Source organism: Aeribacillus sp. FSL W8-0870, from assembly GCF_037963755.1.
GTDB lineage: Bacteria > Bacillota > Bacilli > Bacillales > Aeribacillaceae > Aeribacillus > Aeribacillus composti.
Map to the genome: position 1 here is coordinate 452803 of NZ_CP150165.1, position 16598 is coordinate 469400.

Annotated in this window: 17 protein-coding genes; 10 read left to right on the forward strand and 7 right to left on the reverse strand. The window is 36.7% G+C overall.

Going from position 1 to position 16598, the window contains the following annotated elements; translation table 11 throughout:
* Positions 1-134 precede the first annotated feature (134 nt).
* A protein-coding gene (locus tag NSU02_RS02380) for an IS3 family transposase (RefSeq protein ID WP_339194075.1) occupies positions 135-1297 on the reverse strand; the annotation gives its coding sequence in 2 pieces (ribosomal slippage) (positions 135-1042 and positions 1042-1297; 1164 coding nt in all).
* A gap of 574 nt (positions 1298-1871) precedes the next feature.
* Between NSU02_RS02380 and NSU02_RS02385 the strand changes: the two genes are divergently transcribed.
* Positions 1872-2081: a hypothetical protein gene (locus NSU02_RS02385; protein WP_157727888.1), complete on the forward strand. Its 210-nt coding sequence runs from the start codon at positions 1872-1874 to the stop codon at positions 2079-2081.
* Positions 2082-2109: 28 nt separating this feature from the next.
* On the opposite strand, the gene NSU02_RS02390 is transcribed toward NSU02_RS02385, so the two are convergent.
* A complete protein-coding gene (locus tag NSU02_RS02390; RefSeq protein WP_094245007.1) occupies positions 2110-2577 on the reverse strand; it encodes a hypothetical protein in 468 nt (155 codons plus the stop codon).
* A 34-nt stretch (positions 2578-2611) separates the two neighbouring features.
* Positions 2612-2959, reverse strand: a complete 348-nt coding sequence (locus NSU02_RS02395) for a hypothetical protein (protein ID WP_339194079.1) — start codon at positions 2957-2959, stop codon at positions 2612-2614.
* 24 nt (positions 2960-2983) lie between these two features.
* Here NSU02_RS02395 and NSU02_RS02400 point away from each other — a divergent pair, with 24 nt between their 5' ends.
* The 3 genes from NSU02_RS02400 to NSU02_RS02410 all read left to right on the forward strand — a co-directional run bounded on the left by NSU02_RS02400 (position 2984) and on the right by NSU02_RS02410 (position 5293).
* Entirely contained in the window at positions 2984-3304 is a 321-nt protein-coding gene (locus NSU02_RS02400) for a hypothetical protein (protein ID WP_003352856.1), read from the forward strand.
* Positions 3298-3654: an IS66 family insertion sequence element accessory protein TnpB gene (gene tnpB, locus NSU02_RS02405; protein WP_003352857.1), complete on the forward strand. Its 357-nt coding sequence runs from the start codon at positions 3298-3300 to the stop codon at positions 3652-3654. The genes NSU02_RS02400 and tnpB overlap by 7 nt, the downstream gene beginning before the upstream one ends.
* A 61-nt stretch (positions 3655-3715) precedes the next feature.
* Entirely contained in the window at positions 3716-5293 is a 1578-nt protein-coding gene (locus tag NSU02_RS02410) for an IS66 family transposase (RefSeq protein ID WP_094245431.1), read from the forward strand.
* A gap of 44 nt (positions 5294-5337) precedes the next feature.
* Here the strand turns inward: NSU02_RS02410 and NSU02_RS02415 are convergent, their stop codons facing one another.
* Positions 5338-5520, reverse strand: coding sequence for a hypothetical protein (locus NSU02_RS02415; protein ID WP_339194081.1), 183 nt, complete (start codon positions 5518-5520; stop codon positions 5338-5340).
* A gap of 517 nt (positions 5521-6037) precedes the next feature.
* Here NSU02_RS02415 and NSU02_RS02420 point away from each other — a divergent pair.
* The gene (locus NSU02_RS02420; protein ID WP_339194083.1) at positions 6038-6349 is read left to right on the forward strand and encodes a transposase; all 312 of its coding nucleotides are present in this window, start codon (positions 6038-6040) and stop codon (positions 6347-6349) included.
* 95 nt (positions 6350-6444) lie between these two features.
* Positions 6445-6576, forward strand: a complete 132-nt coding sequence (locus tag NSU02_RS02425) for a hypothetical protein (protein WP_257790163.1) — start codon at positions 6445-6447, stop codon at positions 6574-6576.
* Positions 6577-7624: 1048 nt separating this feature from the next.
* Here NSU02_RS02425 and NSU02_RS02430 read toward each other — a convergent pair.
* Positions 7625-8452 carry a sugar phosphate isomerase/epimerase family protein gene (locus tag NSU02_RS02430; RefSeq protein WP_339194086.1) on the reverse strand — a complete coding sequence of 276 codons (828 nt, stop codon included), beginning with the start codon at positions 8450-8452 and terminating at the stop codon, positions 7625-7627.
* 800 nt (positions 8453-9252) lie between these two features.
* On the opposite strand from NSU02_RS02430, the gene NSU02_RS02435 reads away from it, so the two are divergent.
* Positions 9253-9651 (forward strand): hypothetical protein, encoded by a 399-nt coding sequence (locus NSU02_RS02435; protein ID WP_339194088.1) that lies wholly within the window; start codon positions 9253-9255, stop codon positions 9649-9651.
* A gap of 524 nt (positions 9652-10175) precedes the next feature.
* On the opposite strand, the gene NSU02_RS02440 is transcribed toward NSU02_RS02435, so the two are convergent.
* A complete protein-coding gene (locus NSU02_RS02440; protein ID WP_021292746.1) occupies positions 10176-11345 on the reverse strand; it encodes an ISL3 family transposase in 1170 nt (389 codons plus the stop codon).
* 125 nt (positions 11346-11470) lie between these two features.
* On the opposite strand from NSU02_RS02440, the gene NSU02_RS02445 reads away from it, so the two are divergent.
* The 3 genes from NSU02_RS02445 (at position 11471) to NSU02_RS02455 (ending at position 15149) form a co-directional block, all read left to right on the forward strand.
* Positions 11471-12181, forward strand: a complete 711-nt coding sequence (locus NSU02_RS02445; protein WP_339194090.1) for a M48 family metallopeptidase — start codon at positions 11471-11473, stop codon at positions 12179-12181.
* Positions 12182-13266: 1085 nt separating this feature from the next.
* Positions 13267-13398 (forward strand): hypothetical protein, encoded by a 132-nt coding sequence (locus NSU02_RS02450; RefSeq protein ID WP_339194092.1) that lies wholly within the window; start codon positions 13267-13269, stop codon positions 13396-13398.
* A gap of 125 nt (positions 13399-13523) precedes the next feature.
* Entirely contained in the window at positions 13524-15149 is a 1626-nt protein-coding gene (locus NSU02_RS02455; RefSeq protein WP_339194094.1) for a hypothetical protein, read from the forward strand.
* Positions 15150-15360: 211 nt separating this feature from the next.
* On the opposite strand, the gene NSU02_RS02460 is transcribed toward NSU02_RS02455, so the two are convergent.
* Positions 15361-16507 (reverse strand): IS3 family transposase gene (locus tag NSU02_RS02460; protein WP_339194096.1). Its coding sequence is split into 2 segments (ribosomal slippage): positions 15361-16236 and positions 16238-16507, totalling 1146 coding nucleotides; the frame shifts between segments, so codons are not numbered across the junction.
* Positions 16508-16598: the final 91 nt, after the last annotated feature.

Below are 16598 nucleotides of genomic sequence, written 5' to 3' on the forward strand. Positions count from 1 at the left end.
CTTGACATGGAGCCTCTGCGGGCGTGGTGTTATGCGAAGGGCGAAAGGGGTAATGATTTCTTTCGCATGGCAAACAAGCCTACCACGCCCCGCCACTCCATGTAAAGCGGATGCTTGTAAAATTGTGAAGAGCACTACGCTGCCCCTTTGATACTGTCTTCTGTTTCTTGTGGCGTCATATAGCCCAGGCAGCTATGAATCCGTTTCCGATTGTACCAGCCTTCTATAAATTCGAATAAGGCTCTTCTGGCAGCTTGAAAGTTCAAATAGTTGACTCTGTAGATCTCTTCCTTTTTCAGAATTGCATGGAAAGACTCAATGCAGGCGTTATCGTATGGGCAACCTTTTTTACTGAAGGAGTGTTTGAACTGCTTCTTTTCCATGTATTCTGCAAATTTCTCGCTTGTATACTGGGATCCCAAATCAGAATGCAAGATCAATCCCGGACCTGGACGTTGTGCCTGATAAGCGTTTTCTACTGCCTTTAAAGCCAGTTCAGTCGTCATGTGGCGGTCAAAAGCGTAACCGACAATCTTTCTGGAATGTAAATCCATTACGGAAGCCAGGTAGCACCAACCGTCTCTCAAAGTATGAATGTACGTAATATCCGTAACCCATTTCTCGTTGATGGTTGTCGTTGAGAAGTCCTGGTTCAGCAGGTTATCGTGTTCTTCCATCTTGCCCTTATTGGAATGGGGGCGGTACTTTTTTCTGATAATGGAATAAATGCCTGCAGCCTTCATCAAACGCTGAACCCGTTTCAGGCTGACTTTGAGCCCTTCTTTTTCAAGCATATGGTGGATCTTCGGTGCTCCGTATCTCTGCTTGCTTTCCGTATGGATTTTTCGTATTCTGTCTGTCAGCTCCCGGTTTTCCCGTTTTGTTTTTGACTCTGTTTTTTGTTTGGATTGATAGTAGGTACTTCTCGGCACGCCAAGGACCGTACACATGGTTTTAAGGTCATAATGGTGTTTGGCTCTTATCTCGTCAATCATGGATATAACAGTGGTTTGATCTACTTCTTTGCGAATATGGCCATAGCTTTTTTTAAGATTTCGTTTTCCTCTTTCAGCCGGTGCAATTCTTTTTGCAGGTTCAGAAATTCTTCCGGGGTAAAAGAGCCCCCGTCATCCAGCTTAACCGGTTTTTGTTTTCTGATCCATTTGTAGATTGTCGTTTCAGGCAGGCCATATTCGCTGCAGATCTGTTTTACTGGTGTTCCAGTTTGATAAAGCTCAACCACCATTTCCTTAAATTCAGCATGATAACTTTTACGTTTTTCGCTTGTGTTACCCATATCAGGACACATCCCTTCGTTAATATTATATTTCACTAAAGGGTGTCCATGAAACTATACTAGCATCATTTGGACATTGTTGGAAAAGTATGAACTTCAAAACTATTACTGATTCAGCAATACTTTATTGTTAAGCCCGCAAGGATTAAAAATATAACTCCTTCTTAACATTCATAATGTCTATCCTAACTTTTCCCTTGATATATCATCTAGGTTAGAAAAAAGAATGTCACATCCTAAGAATAGAAATGTAATAAAAAAGGATAAAAGTAACTCTCCTCCTTGAAATATGGATACATTACTTAGATGGCTATCTGTAACATACTGTATGGAGAAATAAACAGCTATCCATGCAACAGCAAACTCACATATGTAAGTTATCCACTTAGGGATTCTGAGAAATATTGAGAGTCCTTTTATAACTGCCATAAGTATAAGCATGTAAACAAGTGCTAATGCGCTTACCAATAAAGAAAATATATATAAATCGGATCGAGAGCTATAATTTACATAGTCGCCTAAGAAATGATTAACACCTAAAGAAACAAAGTAAATAATTAGGCTAGTAACAGCTATGACAAAGAATAAACAAAAGCCAATAAGGAGGATAAAGGATATAAATGCTAAGGTGTTTGGAGGATTATCTATAACACCCTTTTTAATCAAAAATAAAAACAAACCACAGGAAATAACCAAACATGAAAGTATAGATAGAGTTATTGCTGTAAAGATAGTCAAGTCATCTTTAACCTCCATTAGAAAAGTGCCATTAGCAGGGAACTAACAGCACTTTTTCTTAAATTTTTAATGCGTTAAATCAGCGCAACAATGAATTTTGCCAACGCTCTCGCCACATCAGGTGGACAGCCAATGCCTCTAAGTCCATTATAAAACTGATTCTCTGTCCATTTTTCGCCTTTATCCATCAACTTAGCTACTTTAGCAGAGTTTTTTCTAACCCATGCGGCGGCCTTTGGAGACAAAGGTCTTAGCATTTGCGATAAAGCCCATCCTCCTGAGCGGAGAGCTAATTTAAAGGCTTTATAACTCCAGGACACTGCGCCTTGAGTTTGAAAATTCCCATTAGCAGTAGCTACTGTTTTAACAGGTACATTCTGTGACTTGATAGCGTTTTGTACCCCTTTATGAACAGTCACTTTCACAGGAACAGGAGCAGATGACGCTGTTTTTTCAGATGCTAATGCACCTGATGTGCCTAAGAAAGATGTAAGAAGTGTAGCGCTTAGAACCACTGAAGCTATTCTCTTTTTATTTTTCATATATATTTGCCTCCTACTATTTTATGAACATTTTTTAATAAATTGCTTTTATTGCAATGGTTGTCCAATGCGGCATAGCTTTAGCACTTGAGTCAGAAAGTCCTGACTTTTTAAGCGATTTATATAGCTTATTTTGGACATCAGACCATCCAAAAGCAGAATACTCATCCAAAAGGTCTCTCAGTACCGGCTCAATATACTTTGAAAACCTTTTTTCAAGCTCAGTTCTTATTTTCTTTTCTGCAAACTTTTCTATAAGTTTGAAAAGCTTTGCTTTGTTTTTTAGTACAGCTCTAATAGCATCTTTGACAGGATTTTCAATGTAAGCGTCAAATCTTGCACACCTTCTTGATGTGCTAATTTCATGAGATAATCTCCTCAAGATGAAATTGAAGGGGGTTTTTTTATGCCTAAGAATCCTGAATTACGAAAGGTTTGGGAACAACGAATCGCTGACTATCGTAAAAGCGGTCAAACTCAAGTAAACTGGTGCAAGGAAAATCAATGGAGTATTCACCAGTTTAAATACTGGTTAAGAAAAATTGAAAATCCAATAAAAAATCAAGGAAAGTCTACAAAATGGGCATCCGTTACCCTAGAAGATCATTCACAAACAGTTGAAAATTCATTACGGATTGAAATTAGTGGGATTTCAATTGAAGTAAAACCTGGTTTCGATCCGGCCTTTCTTTCAGAAGTGGTTAGGACGTTGAAATCAACATGTTAGTTGGTACAAGAGCTGAACGAGTTTACTTGGCAAAAGGAAGTACTGATTTGAGAAAATCCATTGATGGATTAGCTGCTTTGGTGAAAGAGGGATTTGATTTAGATCCCTTTTCATCAAGCTATTTTGTGTTCTGTAATCGAAAGCGAGATAAATTAAAAATTCTTCACTGGGACTATAATGGTTTTTGGCTTTATTATCGTCGATTGGAAAAAGGAAAATTTCAATGGCCAAATGAAAATGACACTGGAACGATACAAATTAGTTATCGGCAATTACGCTGGTTATTGGATGGTCTTGCAATGGAGCAAAAGAAAGCACACCCAGAAGTAAAGGCTAGAACAGTTATATGAATTTTTTACTTTTAACAAAAACCTTGGAGGAAAATAGCTAAAACCGTCGAATTATTACTACATGATGAAAAATTTAAAGAATCCTAACCAAAACCCATTTGAATTAATTGAAAAACTTCAACAGCAAATCGTTGAATTGACGGCGAAATTACAATGGTATGAAGAACAGTATCGTCTTAGTCAAAAACGAAAATTTGGCTCTTCAAGCGAAAAAACAAATCCTAATCAATTAGAACTACCTTTATTCAATGAAGCAGAGGTAGAGTCTAATGTAAAAGCCGAAGAGCCAACTGTTGAAACAATTACATATCGTCGTAAAAAGAAACGTGGTCAACGTCAAGCTACGTTTGAAAACCTGCCTATGGAAACGATTGAATATCGTTTACCCGAAGAAGAGCAGGTCTGTTCGTGTTGCGGTGAAAAAACACACGAAATGAGCACAGAAGTACGACAAGAATTAGTGATTATTCCGGCTCAAGTCAAAGTTTTAAAACACGTTCGATATGTCTATGGATGCCGTCATTGTGAGCGTAATGAAATAGAGACACCAATCGTTACAGCACCTGCCCCAAAATCTGTGTATCCAAAAAGTTTAGCTTCACCGTCAAGCATGGCCTATATTATGAATCAAAAATATGTAGAGGGGCTACCTCTATATCGCCAAGAACAACAGTTCAAACGATTAGGTGTGATCTTATCCAGGCAAACCATGGCCAATTGGATGCTTTATGGTGCCGAAAAATGGCTTGCGCCAATTTATCAACGAATGAAAGAGCATCTCCTCTCTAAAGACATTCTACATGCGGATGAAACAACTGTTCAGGTTTTACATGAACCTGGAAGGTCAAGTACATCGAAATCTTACATGTGGCTTTATCGGACTGGAAGAGAGGATCCACCACTTGTCCTTTATGACTATCAGGAAACTAGAGCAGGAGAACATGCCAAAGAATTCCTAAAAGGGTTTAAAGGATACCTGCATGTCGATGGATATGCAGGATACCATAAGGTATCCGGCGTAACATTAGTTGGATGTTGGGCTCATGCCCGCAGAAAGTTCGATGAGGCTTTAAACGTACTTCCTGAATCCAAACGTCATTCAGCAGTCACAGCTCGGGAAGGACTCAATTTCTGTAATCAGCTATTTGCCATCGAGCGTGATTTGAAAGAATGTACACCAGAAGAACGATATAAAAAACGACTTAAACACAGCCAACCATTGTTGGAGGCTTTTTCAGCATGGCTAAAAACAGAGAAAAGCAATGTTTTACCAAAGAGTCTATTAGGTCAAGCCATTACATACTGCCTCAACCAATGGGAAAAACTCGTGGCATTTTTAGAGGATGGACGTTTAGAAATCGATAATAATCGAAGTGAACGATCCATTAAACCATTTGTGATCGGAAGGAAGAACTGGATTTTTAGCAATACTCCGAAAGGAGCTAAGGCCAGCTCAATCATTTACAGTATTGTGGAGACAGCAAAAGAGAATAAATTAAATCCATTTTATTATCTTCGCTACTTATTTGAAAGGCTTCCCAATATGGATATAAGCAATATGGATGAGCTTGATCAACTACTTCCTTGGTCCAAAACAATTCCTTTGAATTGTCGGGTTTTTAATAACTTATCACAATAATAGTATTTAATCCCTATCATTAAAAGGTGGGGATTATTTTACGCTTACTTTTCAATGAGTAATTGAATCTTTGATGGTTGATTATCTATAGTATAAACAACAGATGAAGCTATTCCAGTGGGATTGGTATCATTTTCTTTAGTTTGAGGTGACTGGACAAAAGAAGTAGAGGCAGGGGCTAAAGAAGCAGTTACTATGAATCCTTTAGCTAGTCTATTGATGCTCATTTCCTCCCCTAATTAGTCGTATAATTAGTAGCAAACCAATGACCATGTATTTAGGTTACAACCTGTAATTGTTTGCTTTAGTATAAATTCCCACCTCTTCCTTGTTATCATTCTATCAACAGGAAAAATATAGGTGAATAGGAAAAAGGAACAATATTTATTTACATAATTTACACTCTTAAAAAAGTTCAAAAAGTGTAATTGCGGATAATAATGTATTTGTCATATCGGAGAAGTTTTAAGTATTAATAACAGAAACCATGTAAAAAACATAAAGATAACTTTTTAGAAAAAGTTTTCTAAGTGAAAAAACAATTACAGTAGAGGGAAAGATGGTAAAAGCCTTTTGCATCAATAAAATTATCTTTTTAAGGGTAAAACAGATAACAAAAAGGTAGCTAAATCCTTCTCTTAGCAGATAAGGAGAATTTACAATACCTATTTAGCCCCTAAATGAACTTGGACAATAAGAGTAAAAAATAATATACTGCTTAATGTACCAAGGAGGCTAAACAACATGACACGAACCAAACACTCCAAGGAGTTTAAATTACAAGTCATCAAAGAGGCACAGGAGACAGGCAATAACAGCCTTGTTGCCCGCCGTTATGAACTGAATTCCAACATGGTATCCCGTTGGGTGCGGGAATATAAAGATGGCAAATATGGTGATGTTGATGTCACTGTTTTGCCGGGCCTTGACCCGAAAGAAATATCCAAGGAAAATGAAAAGCTCAAAATATTGCTTGGTGAAAAAGACCTTGAAATCGCGATCTTACGCGACATGATAAAAAAGAAAAACCCTCACTTGCTGAAAAAATTGAAGTAGCCGACAACTGGATCCAAAAAGGCTATTCCATTTCCAAGGTGCTAAAGATTATAGGGATTGCTCGTTCCACCTACTATTATCAAAAGAGCTACCGAGTGGAAGAGAAAAAAGTGAGTGAGGGGCGTCCGGCACCAGGTTATTCCTTCACAGAAGACGGGCGAAAAGTATCAGACGAACAAATCAAAGAATTCCTGCTGGAGGAAATTGCAGGCGATGGCTTCAACTAGCAGGCATAATGCTTCTTTTTCGCGATATCCATGCCAACGACGAGCGTTTGATCGGTGACTTGATTAATCTTCTTGTTTGAGATAGAATTCATGTATAGTCCTCCTTGGTATCCAAATTAGGGGTCAATTCATCCGATTGACACCCCCGAATCATACCAAGAGGGCTTTTTTTATTCAAGTCCCCGAAAAAACTTCTAACAGGAATGCTCCTTTTATAGATTTATAAATAATCTTTACTTCGCTATTTCTTACTAATACGCAATAAATATGCATTAACTATTGTCATTATATGCCTTTATCGTAATCATCACAATATCTGTGCCAGAATACCTTAACCGTTTGACTTCTTCCTCTAACTCTTATATATGCTTGTTTTTAGCAACGATAAGGACATCTTTGCTTGCATCTGTCATTTCCCGTTTTAACTTGCATTCAGTATTGATATTTACTTATGTAAAAAAATAATAGATAGAGCATACACAAAATACCATGTAGCCTATTTATTATCATAGTTTAGATAAGAAATTCTGGATCGTTTTTTGATAATTTAGTTTTTTCAGAAGAAAGTTTGTTTAATAGTGATATGGAAGATTACAAAATACTTAAAAATACAGAAATTTGAATCAAATTTCAAAACGTATTGATTTATGTGGCTGCTTAAACGGAGTGAATGACCAAATGGCGCTTTCGACGAAATCCATTGCTTTTAGTTAGCCCGCAAGCGCTGTCCATTTAATTCCTGTAAATAGACTTGGTATGGAGTCCGATTGTGAAAAACCAAAACATTCCCTTCCTGTATAACATTCATTTCTATATTCAGGCATGAGCTTTTGCAAAGAGGGGCAGGTGATAGGACTTTGCAAGGCATACAGACCAGTCTATCACCACACCCGCCCCACATGTTGAATATGATGCCACTGTACAAGGCTTTGATTGTATAAAAACTCAATGATTCACAAGTGATTTCAAAAGTCTAAACAGGGATTAAAATGTTTTTGAAATGAAATCATATCAATCGAAATAAAACGACTTCTGTCAGGAGATTTCTTTATACTTGAACTTTCATTTCATCCCATTGTTTTAGTTGTCTTAAAGATTCTTTATAGTAATTGACCACCACATCTAAATAGTTTCCATGCTTAATCGGCGTAAATGGATTGGGGCCTTCTGCGACCATTTCCATTATAATCGGTCCTTTGAAACCAATTTCATCTAAAGCTTTTATTTGACCTCTAATATCAGAGTGTCCGTTACCTATGGCTTGCCTATTGGAATCAGCGACATGATAAACACCCAGCTTATTCCCTACGTCCTTGATTGCCTGAATTGGACAAGCCTCCTCAATATTCATATGATATGCATCTAATAATATATAAAGGTTGTCGCTTTTTACTTCATTAATTAATGAAATCGCTTCCTTTGCTGTTAAGATTTGATGGTTCTCATACCGATTGAGTACTTCAAATACAACTTGAAGGCCAACTTCCTCCGCTTTATTTACAATCTCCTTCGTACTAGCTACAAGCAAATCCCAGTCTTTTGTTAAATCTCCGCATCCATGTATTTTCCCAACATCACCATGTAAGCAGATTCTGTTGGCGCCTAAATTTTTCGCCCAACTGATTAGGTCTAAAAAATATTGTACGGCACTAGCTCGAATATTTTCATCAGAACTGGAAATGTCTACATTTTCAGGTGTTACGGACAATACCTTCAAGTCATATTTTTTTAAAATCGCTGCTAACTCTTCCGGAGATTGTGACAAATCCCCTTGGACTTCCACTCCGTCAACACCAATCTTCTTGGATATTTTACATTTCTCTTCAAAATCTATATCTCCAAACGTCCATAAACAAAGACCATAATCTCTTTTCATATTATTTTCCCTCCGGCAAGTAGTCATTTATACAATTCTATTATTTATAGATTGTATCAAAATCTGAAATATTCTGAACACTATAAGTTATAAGATTTTGAATCTGTTAAGCTTTCACAGATTCAATACTAGTTATTGCAATTTTGTTGAAACGGATCTCGTCCTATTAACTTAATTTTTCTTAGTTTTACAGTTGGCGGATCAAATATAATAGTAATTTCCGATTCAGAATCTATAACTTTAATTCCTTCTTCCATTCATTGTTTTGCAGCTTCAAACAGGTAAGTCCTCAGCTTGTTCTTTCTTCATTTACAAGATAGTCTAATTCTTCTTATATCAGATTTTCTGCTTCTTCCGGCCTATTATTTCATCTTTCTTTCCAATAGTTCATATTTCCTGTTTTACACGTATTTCCTGTAATAAAATTTACAATTAACCCTATATATGGTAATTGATAAATAAAGGGCATGTAAAAAAATTGCCATCTCTTCATCATTTTCTGTAAACAATATCTTTTGCTACACTTGTTTTAATTGCAGGAGAAGTATTTGAACCGGTAGGACTGCAGGTTCTGGTTCCAAATCTAGATCATGATGTGGCTGTTGCTCTTCTTAATCAAGTTGAGCCTTTTTTAATATGGCAGTTTGTCTTATTGTATTTTGGTGTTAAAGCATTATTGAAATCTGAAAGACGGGTTGCTCCTTTACTTATTGTAAGTATTATCTTTGTAGCAAACTTGACATTAAAAACAATTCCATCGATTATGACAAGTTTCCTATAAATTAAGGAGAGTAGTTATTATGAAAAAAAGAATGCTCATATTTTTATTGGTCACGGCGTTTTTTACAGTTTCGGTTATTATGGTTGAGTTAAGTATCCGTTCAGCTGTTTTATCGCCATTTATTCTTCTCGATTCAAAAAAAAATGTAGGAGTCCAGAAGCTTTTAACTGGCTATTCCATCTACCAAGGGGACTATCTTTTAGATATTGAAAATACTGAAGAAGACTCTACCAATCGTCCGCTCGCTTTTCATATTGGACCTATTGATTATCAATTTACCAAAGTCAATACAGAAAACATTATCTTACCTGCTGGAGAAGAGCTGACTGTTATGACGAGAAGAGGGGTTAAACCGTCTTTTAGTAAGGAAGTGACGATTCAGTCTAGTAAGAGGAAATTTTTTTTAATGAATATATAATACGTGCTGCAAAAAATGATGGATCATTCTCCATCCAATTGAAGACGGAGTTTAGTAAAACTCTTACTTTTTTGATATATGGTTGTTCATTTTTATTGCCTTTTCTTTTGGCATTGTTTATTAACAAGGTTCTTCCATGGCGCAATCTTTTTACATTGTTTGTTCCGTTTATCTTAGCTGGAATCCTTCCATTGATATTAAACTATCATTTTTCGATGGGTTACGCACTACTTTTAACAAAATCATACATTTGGAGCATTTTGTTATGTATCTTTCTCCCGACGTTTTTATCAGTTTCATTGACAACTGCTATATACCAATGGACGATAAAAAGTGATGAGGATATTGAAGGAGAGTCTGAAATGGAGGAATCAGATTTCCTTGAATTTTCAAAAAGGGAAAAAGTTATAATTTTTGTACTCACTATAGGAAGTCTTGCTTACTTTTTCTCATTTTTCCTTTTTCCACTATCCCTATATGTAAAAATTGTGGTTCATCACCAAAAGATGTACTTGATTTTTACGTTAAAATGTGATAGAGGTCTCTAGACGGACACGCAAAGTAAAACGCTGGATATTTCGATACCCATATCCTCGCCTTTTGATCAATTTTATTTTGTTGTTGATTCCTTCCATTGGACCATTTGAGTAAGAAAAAACGATGCAAGAAAGCACTGCGTCTCTTCGGGTGATGAGTGCCTTGGCAATACTGCGTACGGCGGCACAGTCGCTAAAAAGGTACCGGTCAAACCATTGGGTCAAACGAGTTTCGGCTTGCTTTCTTGTTTGGCTTTTGGATACGTAACGGAAATGTTGAAGTGCTTGATAGACATCACGTAAATAAGCACTTTCTTGGCACCATTGTCGAACTTCCTGTCTCTCTTCTTCTGTTAATTTTTCTGGACGTTGGCTTAACAATCGGCACACGCGGCGAACGCTTCCATGTTTGGTTCCGCCTTTGGCAAGGTATTTGCGACAACGTTCCAGTGCATCGGTGAATAACTGAATCACATGGAAGTGGTCAAGAACATGGATGGCTTTTGGACATACCTTTTCAATGGCTTTTCTCATGGCAGGAGCCAAGTCGCTGACAACATACTTCACTTTGGAGGCGACGGGTTGAAGCGCCTCCACAATGGCTTCTTCATTTTTTCCAGAAGCAATGGAAAGGACATTCCGAGTCTGTGTGTCCATCACCGCTACTCCGTAATCATGTCCCTTTCGGAAAGCGAATTCATCCACACATACTACTGTAGGATTCGATGTTGGTAAAAGAGCCGGGGCATATTGATAAAACCAGCGTTCTACTGTCGTATAGGCGAGTTGTAACAAGCGAGCGACTTCTTGAATCGTTTTTCCGATGCATAACTGGGCGACCCAATGTTGAAACGATTCCGTCGCGATACTGTGAGACGGAAGTCCCGGATAAGAAACGGTGAACGTCAGAAAACAGGCTTGGCAACGCCGTCTTTCTATGGGAAGTTCAATCCAAAATAAACCGACCGTATTTGTATAGCCATGAATCCATTGTTTTCGTTTCGATGATATTTTGGTTGTCCGTCCGAAGCAAGTCGGGCAGATCGGACAATGAGGAGGGAGGGAAAGTTCAAAAATCCATCGTTCTCCCTCTTTTCGTTCTCCATGAATAAGAAAGCCTGGTAAAGTGATCAAATCTTTGATAAACTGAGATTGCATGCGAAATTTCCTCCATGGTTGATGGTTTGGTCACCTTTACCATACAGGAAATTTCGCATTTTTTGTACCCTTGATCAGAAAACAACCTGATTGTCAAGTACATTTTGTGGTGAAGAGCCAAAATTGTGGACAAATGGTATTTATTTGCTGCTTGGTATTTATCGTTAACCCTTATTATAATGCTAGTTTATACTGTAATACATCGTTTCATGGGGAACTATGAAAATGTGGGATTCACCGAGCAATTTTACTCTTTGAAAAAAACGATAGAAGCTGCATGTAGTATAAACGTTAACCTATTTACGAAGAAAGAGTCCGAGAATGAGACGAATGCTTGGGTGTATAGTACTCCTTTTGCATCTAAAAAAAGCATTAACATTTACATGACAGAAGGTTTGATAAAAAAATTTACTTTAGATGAGGTAAAGGCAGTGTTATTTCACGAAATTGGACATATCAAACGAAAGCATGGTCGTTGGATACTGTTTATTACTTTTGGAGTAGCGACGCTTATTAGTTTGCTGATGTTCTTTACTAGAAAAATTATGCTAGGATTTGGATGGGGACAGTATATCCTTATTTTTCCAGTTGGTATAATCGCTTTAATAGGGCTCACAGAATGGCTTCCGAATAAAATTAGTAAAATGTTTGAACACCAAGCAGATGAATTTGCTGTAAGGCAATTGGGGAATAAGGAGTTATATATTCAAACATTAATGAAGTTAGAGCGAATCAGTGAAAAAGAGAATGACGAGTTTTACTTCAAAAGGAAAGAGTGGAAAGAAACTCATCCATCCTTCCAAAAAAGAATTAACTTTATCAAGGACTTGGTATGAACGTGAAAAATATATTTCGACTTAAGGTGTTTGGTATGGCATTTTTGGAAAGAAATCGAGATGTTTTTTTATTTCACTTTTAATTGTTTTAATAAGTTTTTGTGGACCAATGATTTATTTGCAGTTAACTGATGAAGAGAAGCAACAGACACGGAACAGGAGGCTGTAGTAATAGTTTCAGAAAACCTCGATGATGAGGAGCTTACGTGGCAGTCTATATTTTTTCATAATTTCATGATTTTATTGCCAGCATGTATTGGTGTGTTTTCATTTGGTTTCGTTTCTTTTTGGTATATCCTTTTACAAGGATATTTATTAAGTACTAGTAGGGGCTGTCTTTGAAAGTCAAATCGCCATAGAAAACAAAAAATCATAAACACCGATATATCAACGTTTCTAAAGCATTAATGGGGGCGTCAATAAGCCGTAAAAACGACTTATTAAACACCCCCATTCTCTTTTTGGTTTGTATTTAAATATACATTTTTTCATGGTGTTTTTGAAATCCTAGCAATTATACTTGTTGGGGCATTCGCACTAAAGCCTGCAGTAGTGACTTTTAAGTGCATTATATTAAAAAAGCCCTTTTTCCAAAAAAAGAGATTTTAAAGATATGTCTATACTGTTTGTGCTCTATGTATTTTTTCTTCTCTTGGCAGCGTTAATTGAAGGTCTTATAACAACAAGGCTTTGAGAAATGGGGACTTATATGAAAAAAAATTTGGCTTATATGGAACAATCGGACACGGTTAACTATTAATAAAATTGTGTACCAGGATGAAAGCATGATAATAGTTAGTAGTTCCTATTTTACAAGTGTTATATGGAATTTAATTTACAATCAACCCTATATATGGTAATCTAGGGGATTGAAGGGATTTGTATAAAATTGCTAATTTAGGAGATAGTAACAATGAAGCAATGTGTAGACCTGAAAAAAAGGATTACTTGCTAGTCTTTTAACTTTTGCATTAGGTTTAATGGCAGCTCAAGTTACTACTGAAATAGGAACTGTAAATTCATCTTTCGCATGATTAGCTACTAAACTCGGAATTAAACAGGCTACAGCAGGGCTTATTATTGATTTGGTTTCTGGAGGTTCAACTCTTTGGTCGATTGTTGCGGCAGTAGCTGGACTTAGCGGCGCAATTGGAGGTATTACTGCAATTAAAGCCGTTATTCAAAATTCAGGAAGAGACTTTGCTATTGCTTTGTAATTAAAGCTGAAAGAGTACAAGCCCAAGCTGCGGAAATCCGGCAAAACTTGTATTCGCAGCTAATACTAAAATTAACATGCCACTTCTTTTTTCTGTTTACCTAGTCAGGAGGTGCCAATTCAATAATGTTTACTAGTAATTCTGTCTTTTCTTTTATAGATAAAATGATCAATATAATAAAATATAACAGAAAATCTGCTCTGCGAAAATTTTTAGCAGACTGGCAGCTGGATAAAATTGATCTTAGAAAGATATATAGATGGATTACACTCATTGTGATTTTTATTATGAGTGCTTTGTTTTTTTTCACAGTATTTTTAACTGGTTATATCATCAAGGATCTAGATGCAAATACATGGTTAAATGCCTTTTTGAGCTTTGTAATATTTCTTGCTTTCTTCAACTCATTAAGTTTCTTTAATAAAAAATCTTCTATTTTTTATTATGACACGACAAAAATGTTGTCTCAATTAAAAAGTTATAGAGTGTTGCAAGTCATTGCTTCTATTTATGGTGACTCATTGAAAAATACAGTGATAATGTGGTTCGTTTTGTTAATGCCTGTAGTTTTAGGGATACATATAAATTACCCAAGTTTTGAGCTGAAATTTTTGATTTACTATTTTCCGCTATTTAGTCTATTAAGTTTAATAATGACTATGTTTTTTTCATACTTCCGCTTTTTGTTTTCCCATTTTTTTTATATACAATCACTGCGTTTATTAAATCGCTTTTTTCTATTTATAGTCGTTGGGCTCTTATTTTTTTTATTACCCTTCACGATCGCTTCACTGTTATTCAATTCACAAAAATTTGGAATTAAATTAGCAGATATTGTGATAAAATATCAGTCTTTTTTAATGGAACTCGGTCTGCCTAAGGACATATATAATCTGGAATTTCATATACTTTTCATCGTTTTTCTTTTCATGCTATCCATAGCTGGTGTATTCACTTTGATATGGATCAAAACATTAAATCATTTAGATTTAATACCTTATTACCAAATTCGTACCCGTAAAAGCTCTATATCTGATAAAGATAAGTTCATAAATACGAATAAATATTTTTTTGTAAAAGACATACTTCATATTAAGCGTGTTAGTTCATGGTTTATTGGGCATATAGGAAAAACTATATTAGGCTTGCTAGTATTTATCGGAATCGCCTTGCCAGTCGTACAACATTTTATTGATTCAACATCACCGTTGTTTTTTTTATCCATTATAACAGTATTTGCTTTTGCCATATTTCAAATTGTTGGCGAATCACTAAAAATGATATTAGCGATTGATACAGAGGCCAAGAATATACACTTGCTTGTTTATACCAAATATACAATGTGGGATATTGTCAAAGAAAAATGGTATATATATTTTATTTTTACATTTCTAGTCACTTTTTTCGTCGTCTTATTATCTTCTGTTTTTATAAATGTAAATATTTTTCTGTATGCTTTATCAATCACTATTATGCTCACCTATGGTGGACTGAGTGGTTTATTTCAAATATTCTCAACAGCGTTATACCCACGGATAAATTGGGAGCATCCCTATGAAATTGGTGAATCCCATAAAGCTAATTTTATAGAAAGCATTTTAAATAATGGTCTAACTTATCTATACACGGTTTTCATAGGAGGATTACTGATCGCAGATCAATTTTTCGGATTAAAATTTAACACTATGGTTGCATGTATTCTTATATTAATTCTCGTTGCTTTTTTCTTTTGCGCTTATGCCATCGTGTAATGCACCCCTTTGTCAAGACACAAATTGATAATATTTAAGTTATCCATTCTCTCCTTTCGCTATGAATGTGGTGCGTGTGCGATAAAGGCTTGACATGGAGCCTCTACGGGCACGATTTTTTGCGCTGGAGCGATGGACAGATAACATCGCATGGCTAAAACAGCCTATCATGCCCGTCTCTCCATATAAAGCCTCTCATCACGTTCGATGGTTAGGATGCTTGAACCATCTTAGGTTGCTTGTACACTGTTGCTGGCGTCAAATAGTCCAAGGATTGGTGAGGTCGGTCTGTATTATAGAACGTAACATAGCGTCGAATGCCTTTTCGCAACTCTTTAGGATTATCGAATTCATTGAGATAGATACATTCATACTTTAAAGCTCTAAAGAATCGTTCCGTACGACTATTGTCTGTTGCTCGTCCTTTGCCATCCATTGATACCTGGATGCCATACTCTTTCAACAGCCCGAGATAGTCAGCGTTTGTAAAATGGCTGCCCTGGTCACTATTGATGATGGCCGGCTTACCATGACGCAATGCCCGCTTCAGACAGTCGATGACAAATCCTTTCTCCAGCGTACTAGATAACTCGTAATCGATCACTTTGCGGCTGAACCAGTCGATGATGGTAAACAGGTACATAAAGCCCCGTCCCATACGAAGGTAGGTGATATCCACTCCCCATACATGGTTCGGACGGGTGATCTCCCATCCACGGAGCAGGTAAGGCCGGCAGTACTTGGCATGTAGCCTCTTACTAAGGTTGGGTTTTGGGTAAATAGCTTGTATACCCATAAGGCGCATGAGACGGCGTACGCGTTTATGATTCACATCAAATCCTTTCTCACGAAGTTTCGCAGTCATGCGCCTGTAGCCAAAGTAGGGATGAGCTGTATAAAGCATATCCATTTCGTGCATGAGCATGATGTTTTCTGAGCTTTCTGTTTGCCCCTTTGATTGGCGATACACGCTAGTACGATGAATACCTAATAACTGTGCCTGACGCTTGATGCTGATCGATGGGTGATTGAATTCGACCATAGCCTTTCGTTCGTCAACAGACTTATTTGAGTCCAGATTTTTTTTTCAGCCAGTCAACTTCAACCGTTAACTGACCTACCAATTTCTCTAAATTTTCTTGTTTGGCCTCATATTCTTTACGGATTTTATCCACTTCGCTTGAGCCTTTTTCAAAGACCATCGAGGATCGTTCTAGAAATTCTGCTTTCCAACGACTGACCATGACTGGGCTTAATTCATATTTGGCGGCTATTTCATTGACGGTTTGCTCTTCACGCAACACCTCAAGAACCACCTTAGCTTTAAATTCTGCGGTATATCGGTTTCTTTTTTTCATGGTATCATTATAACTTATTTATCACGCTCATGTGTCTCACCTTATGGGAGCATTATATCGTTGCTGCGTATACTAAACAAATTTCAGTCAG

What these genes read in the sequence shown, in the direction of transcription:
- NSU02_RS02410 (WP_094245431.1), top strand. Translation starts at nt 3,716, where the DNA reads ATGATGAAAAATTTAAAGAATCCTAACCAAAACCCATTTGAATTAATT.
- NSU02_RS02435 (WP_339194088.1), top strand. Translation starts at nt 9,253, where the DNA reads ATGAAAAAAAGAATGCTCATATTTTTATTGGTCACGGCGTTTTTTACA.
- NSU02_RS02385 (WP_157727888.1), top strand. Translation starts at nt 1,872, where the DNA reads ATGACAAAGAATAAACAAAAGCCAATAAGGAGGATAAAGGATATAAAT.
- NSU02_RS02440 (WP_021292746.1), bottom strand. Translation starts at nt 11,345, where the DNA reads ATGCAATCTCAGTTTATCAAAGATTTGATCACTTTACCAGGCTTTCTT.
- NSU02_RS02420 (WP_339194083.1), top strand. Translation starts at nt 6,038, where the DNA reads ATGACACGAACCAAACACTCCAAGGAGTTTAAATTACAAGTCATCAAA.
- NSU02_RS02415 (WP_339194081.1), bottom strand. Translation starts at nt 5,520, where the DNA reads ATGAGCATCAATAGACTAGCTAAAGGATTCATAGTAACTGCTTCTTTA.
- tnpB (WP_003352857.1), top strand. Translation starts at nt 3,298, where the DNA reads ATGTTAGTTGGTACAAGAGCTGAACGAGTTTACTTGGCAAAAGGAAGT.
- NSU02_RS02400 (WP_003352856.1), top strand. Translation starts at nt 2,984, where the DNA reads ATGCCTAAGAATCCTGAATTACGAAAGGTTTGGGAACAACGAATCGCT.
- NSU02_RS02455 (WP_339194094.1), top strand. Translation starts at nt 13,524, where the DNA reads ATGTTTACTAGTAATTCTGTCTTTTCTTTTATAGATAAAATGATCAAT.
- NSU02_RS02390 (WP_094245007.1), bottom strand. Translation starts at nt 2,577, where the DNA reads ATGAAAAATAAAAAGAGAATAGCTTCAGTGGTTCTAAGCGCTACACTT.
- NSU02_RS02430 (WP_339194086.1), bottom strand. Translation starts at nt 8,452, where the DNA reads ATGAAAAGAGATTATGGTCTTTGTTTATGGACGTTTGGAGATATAGAT.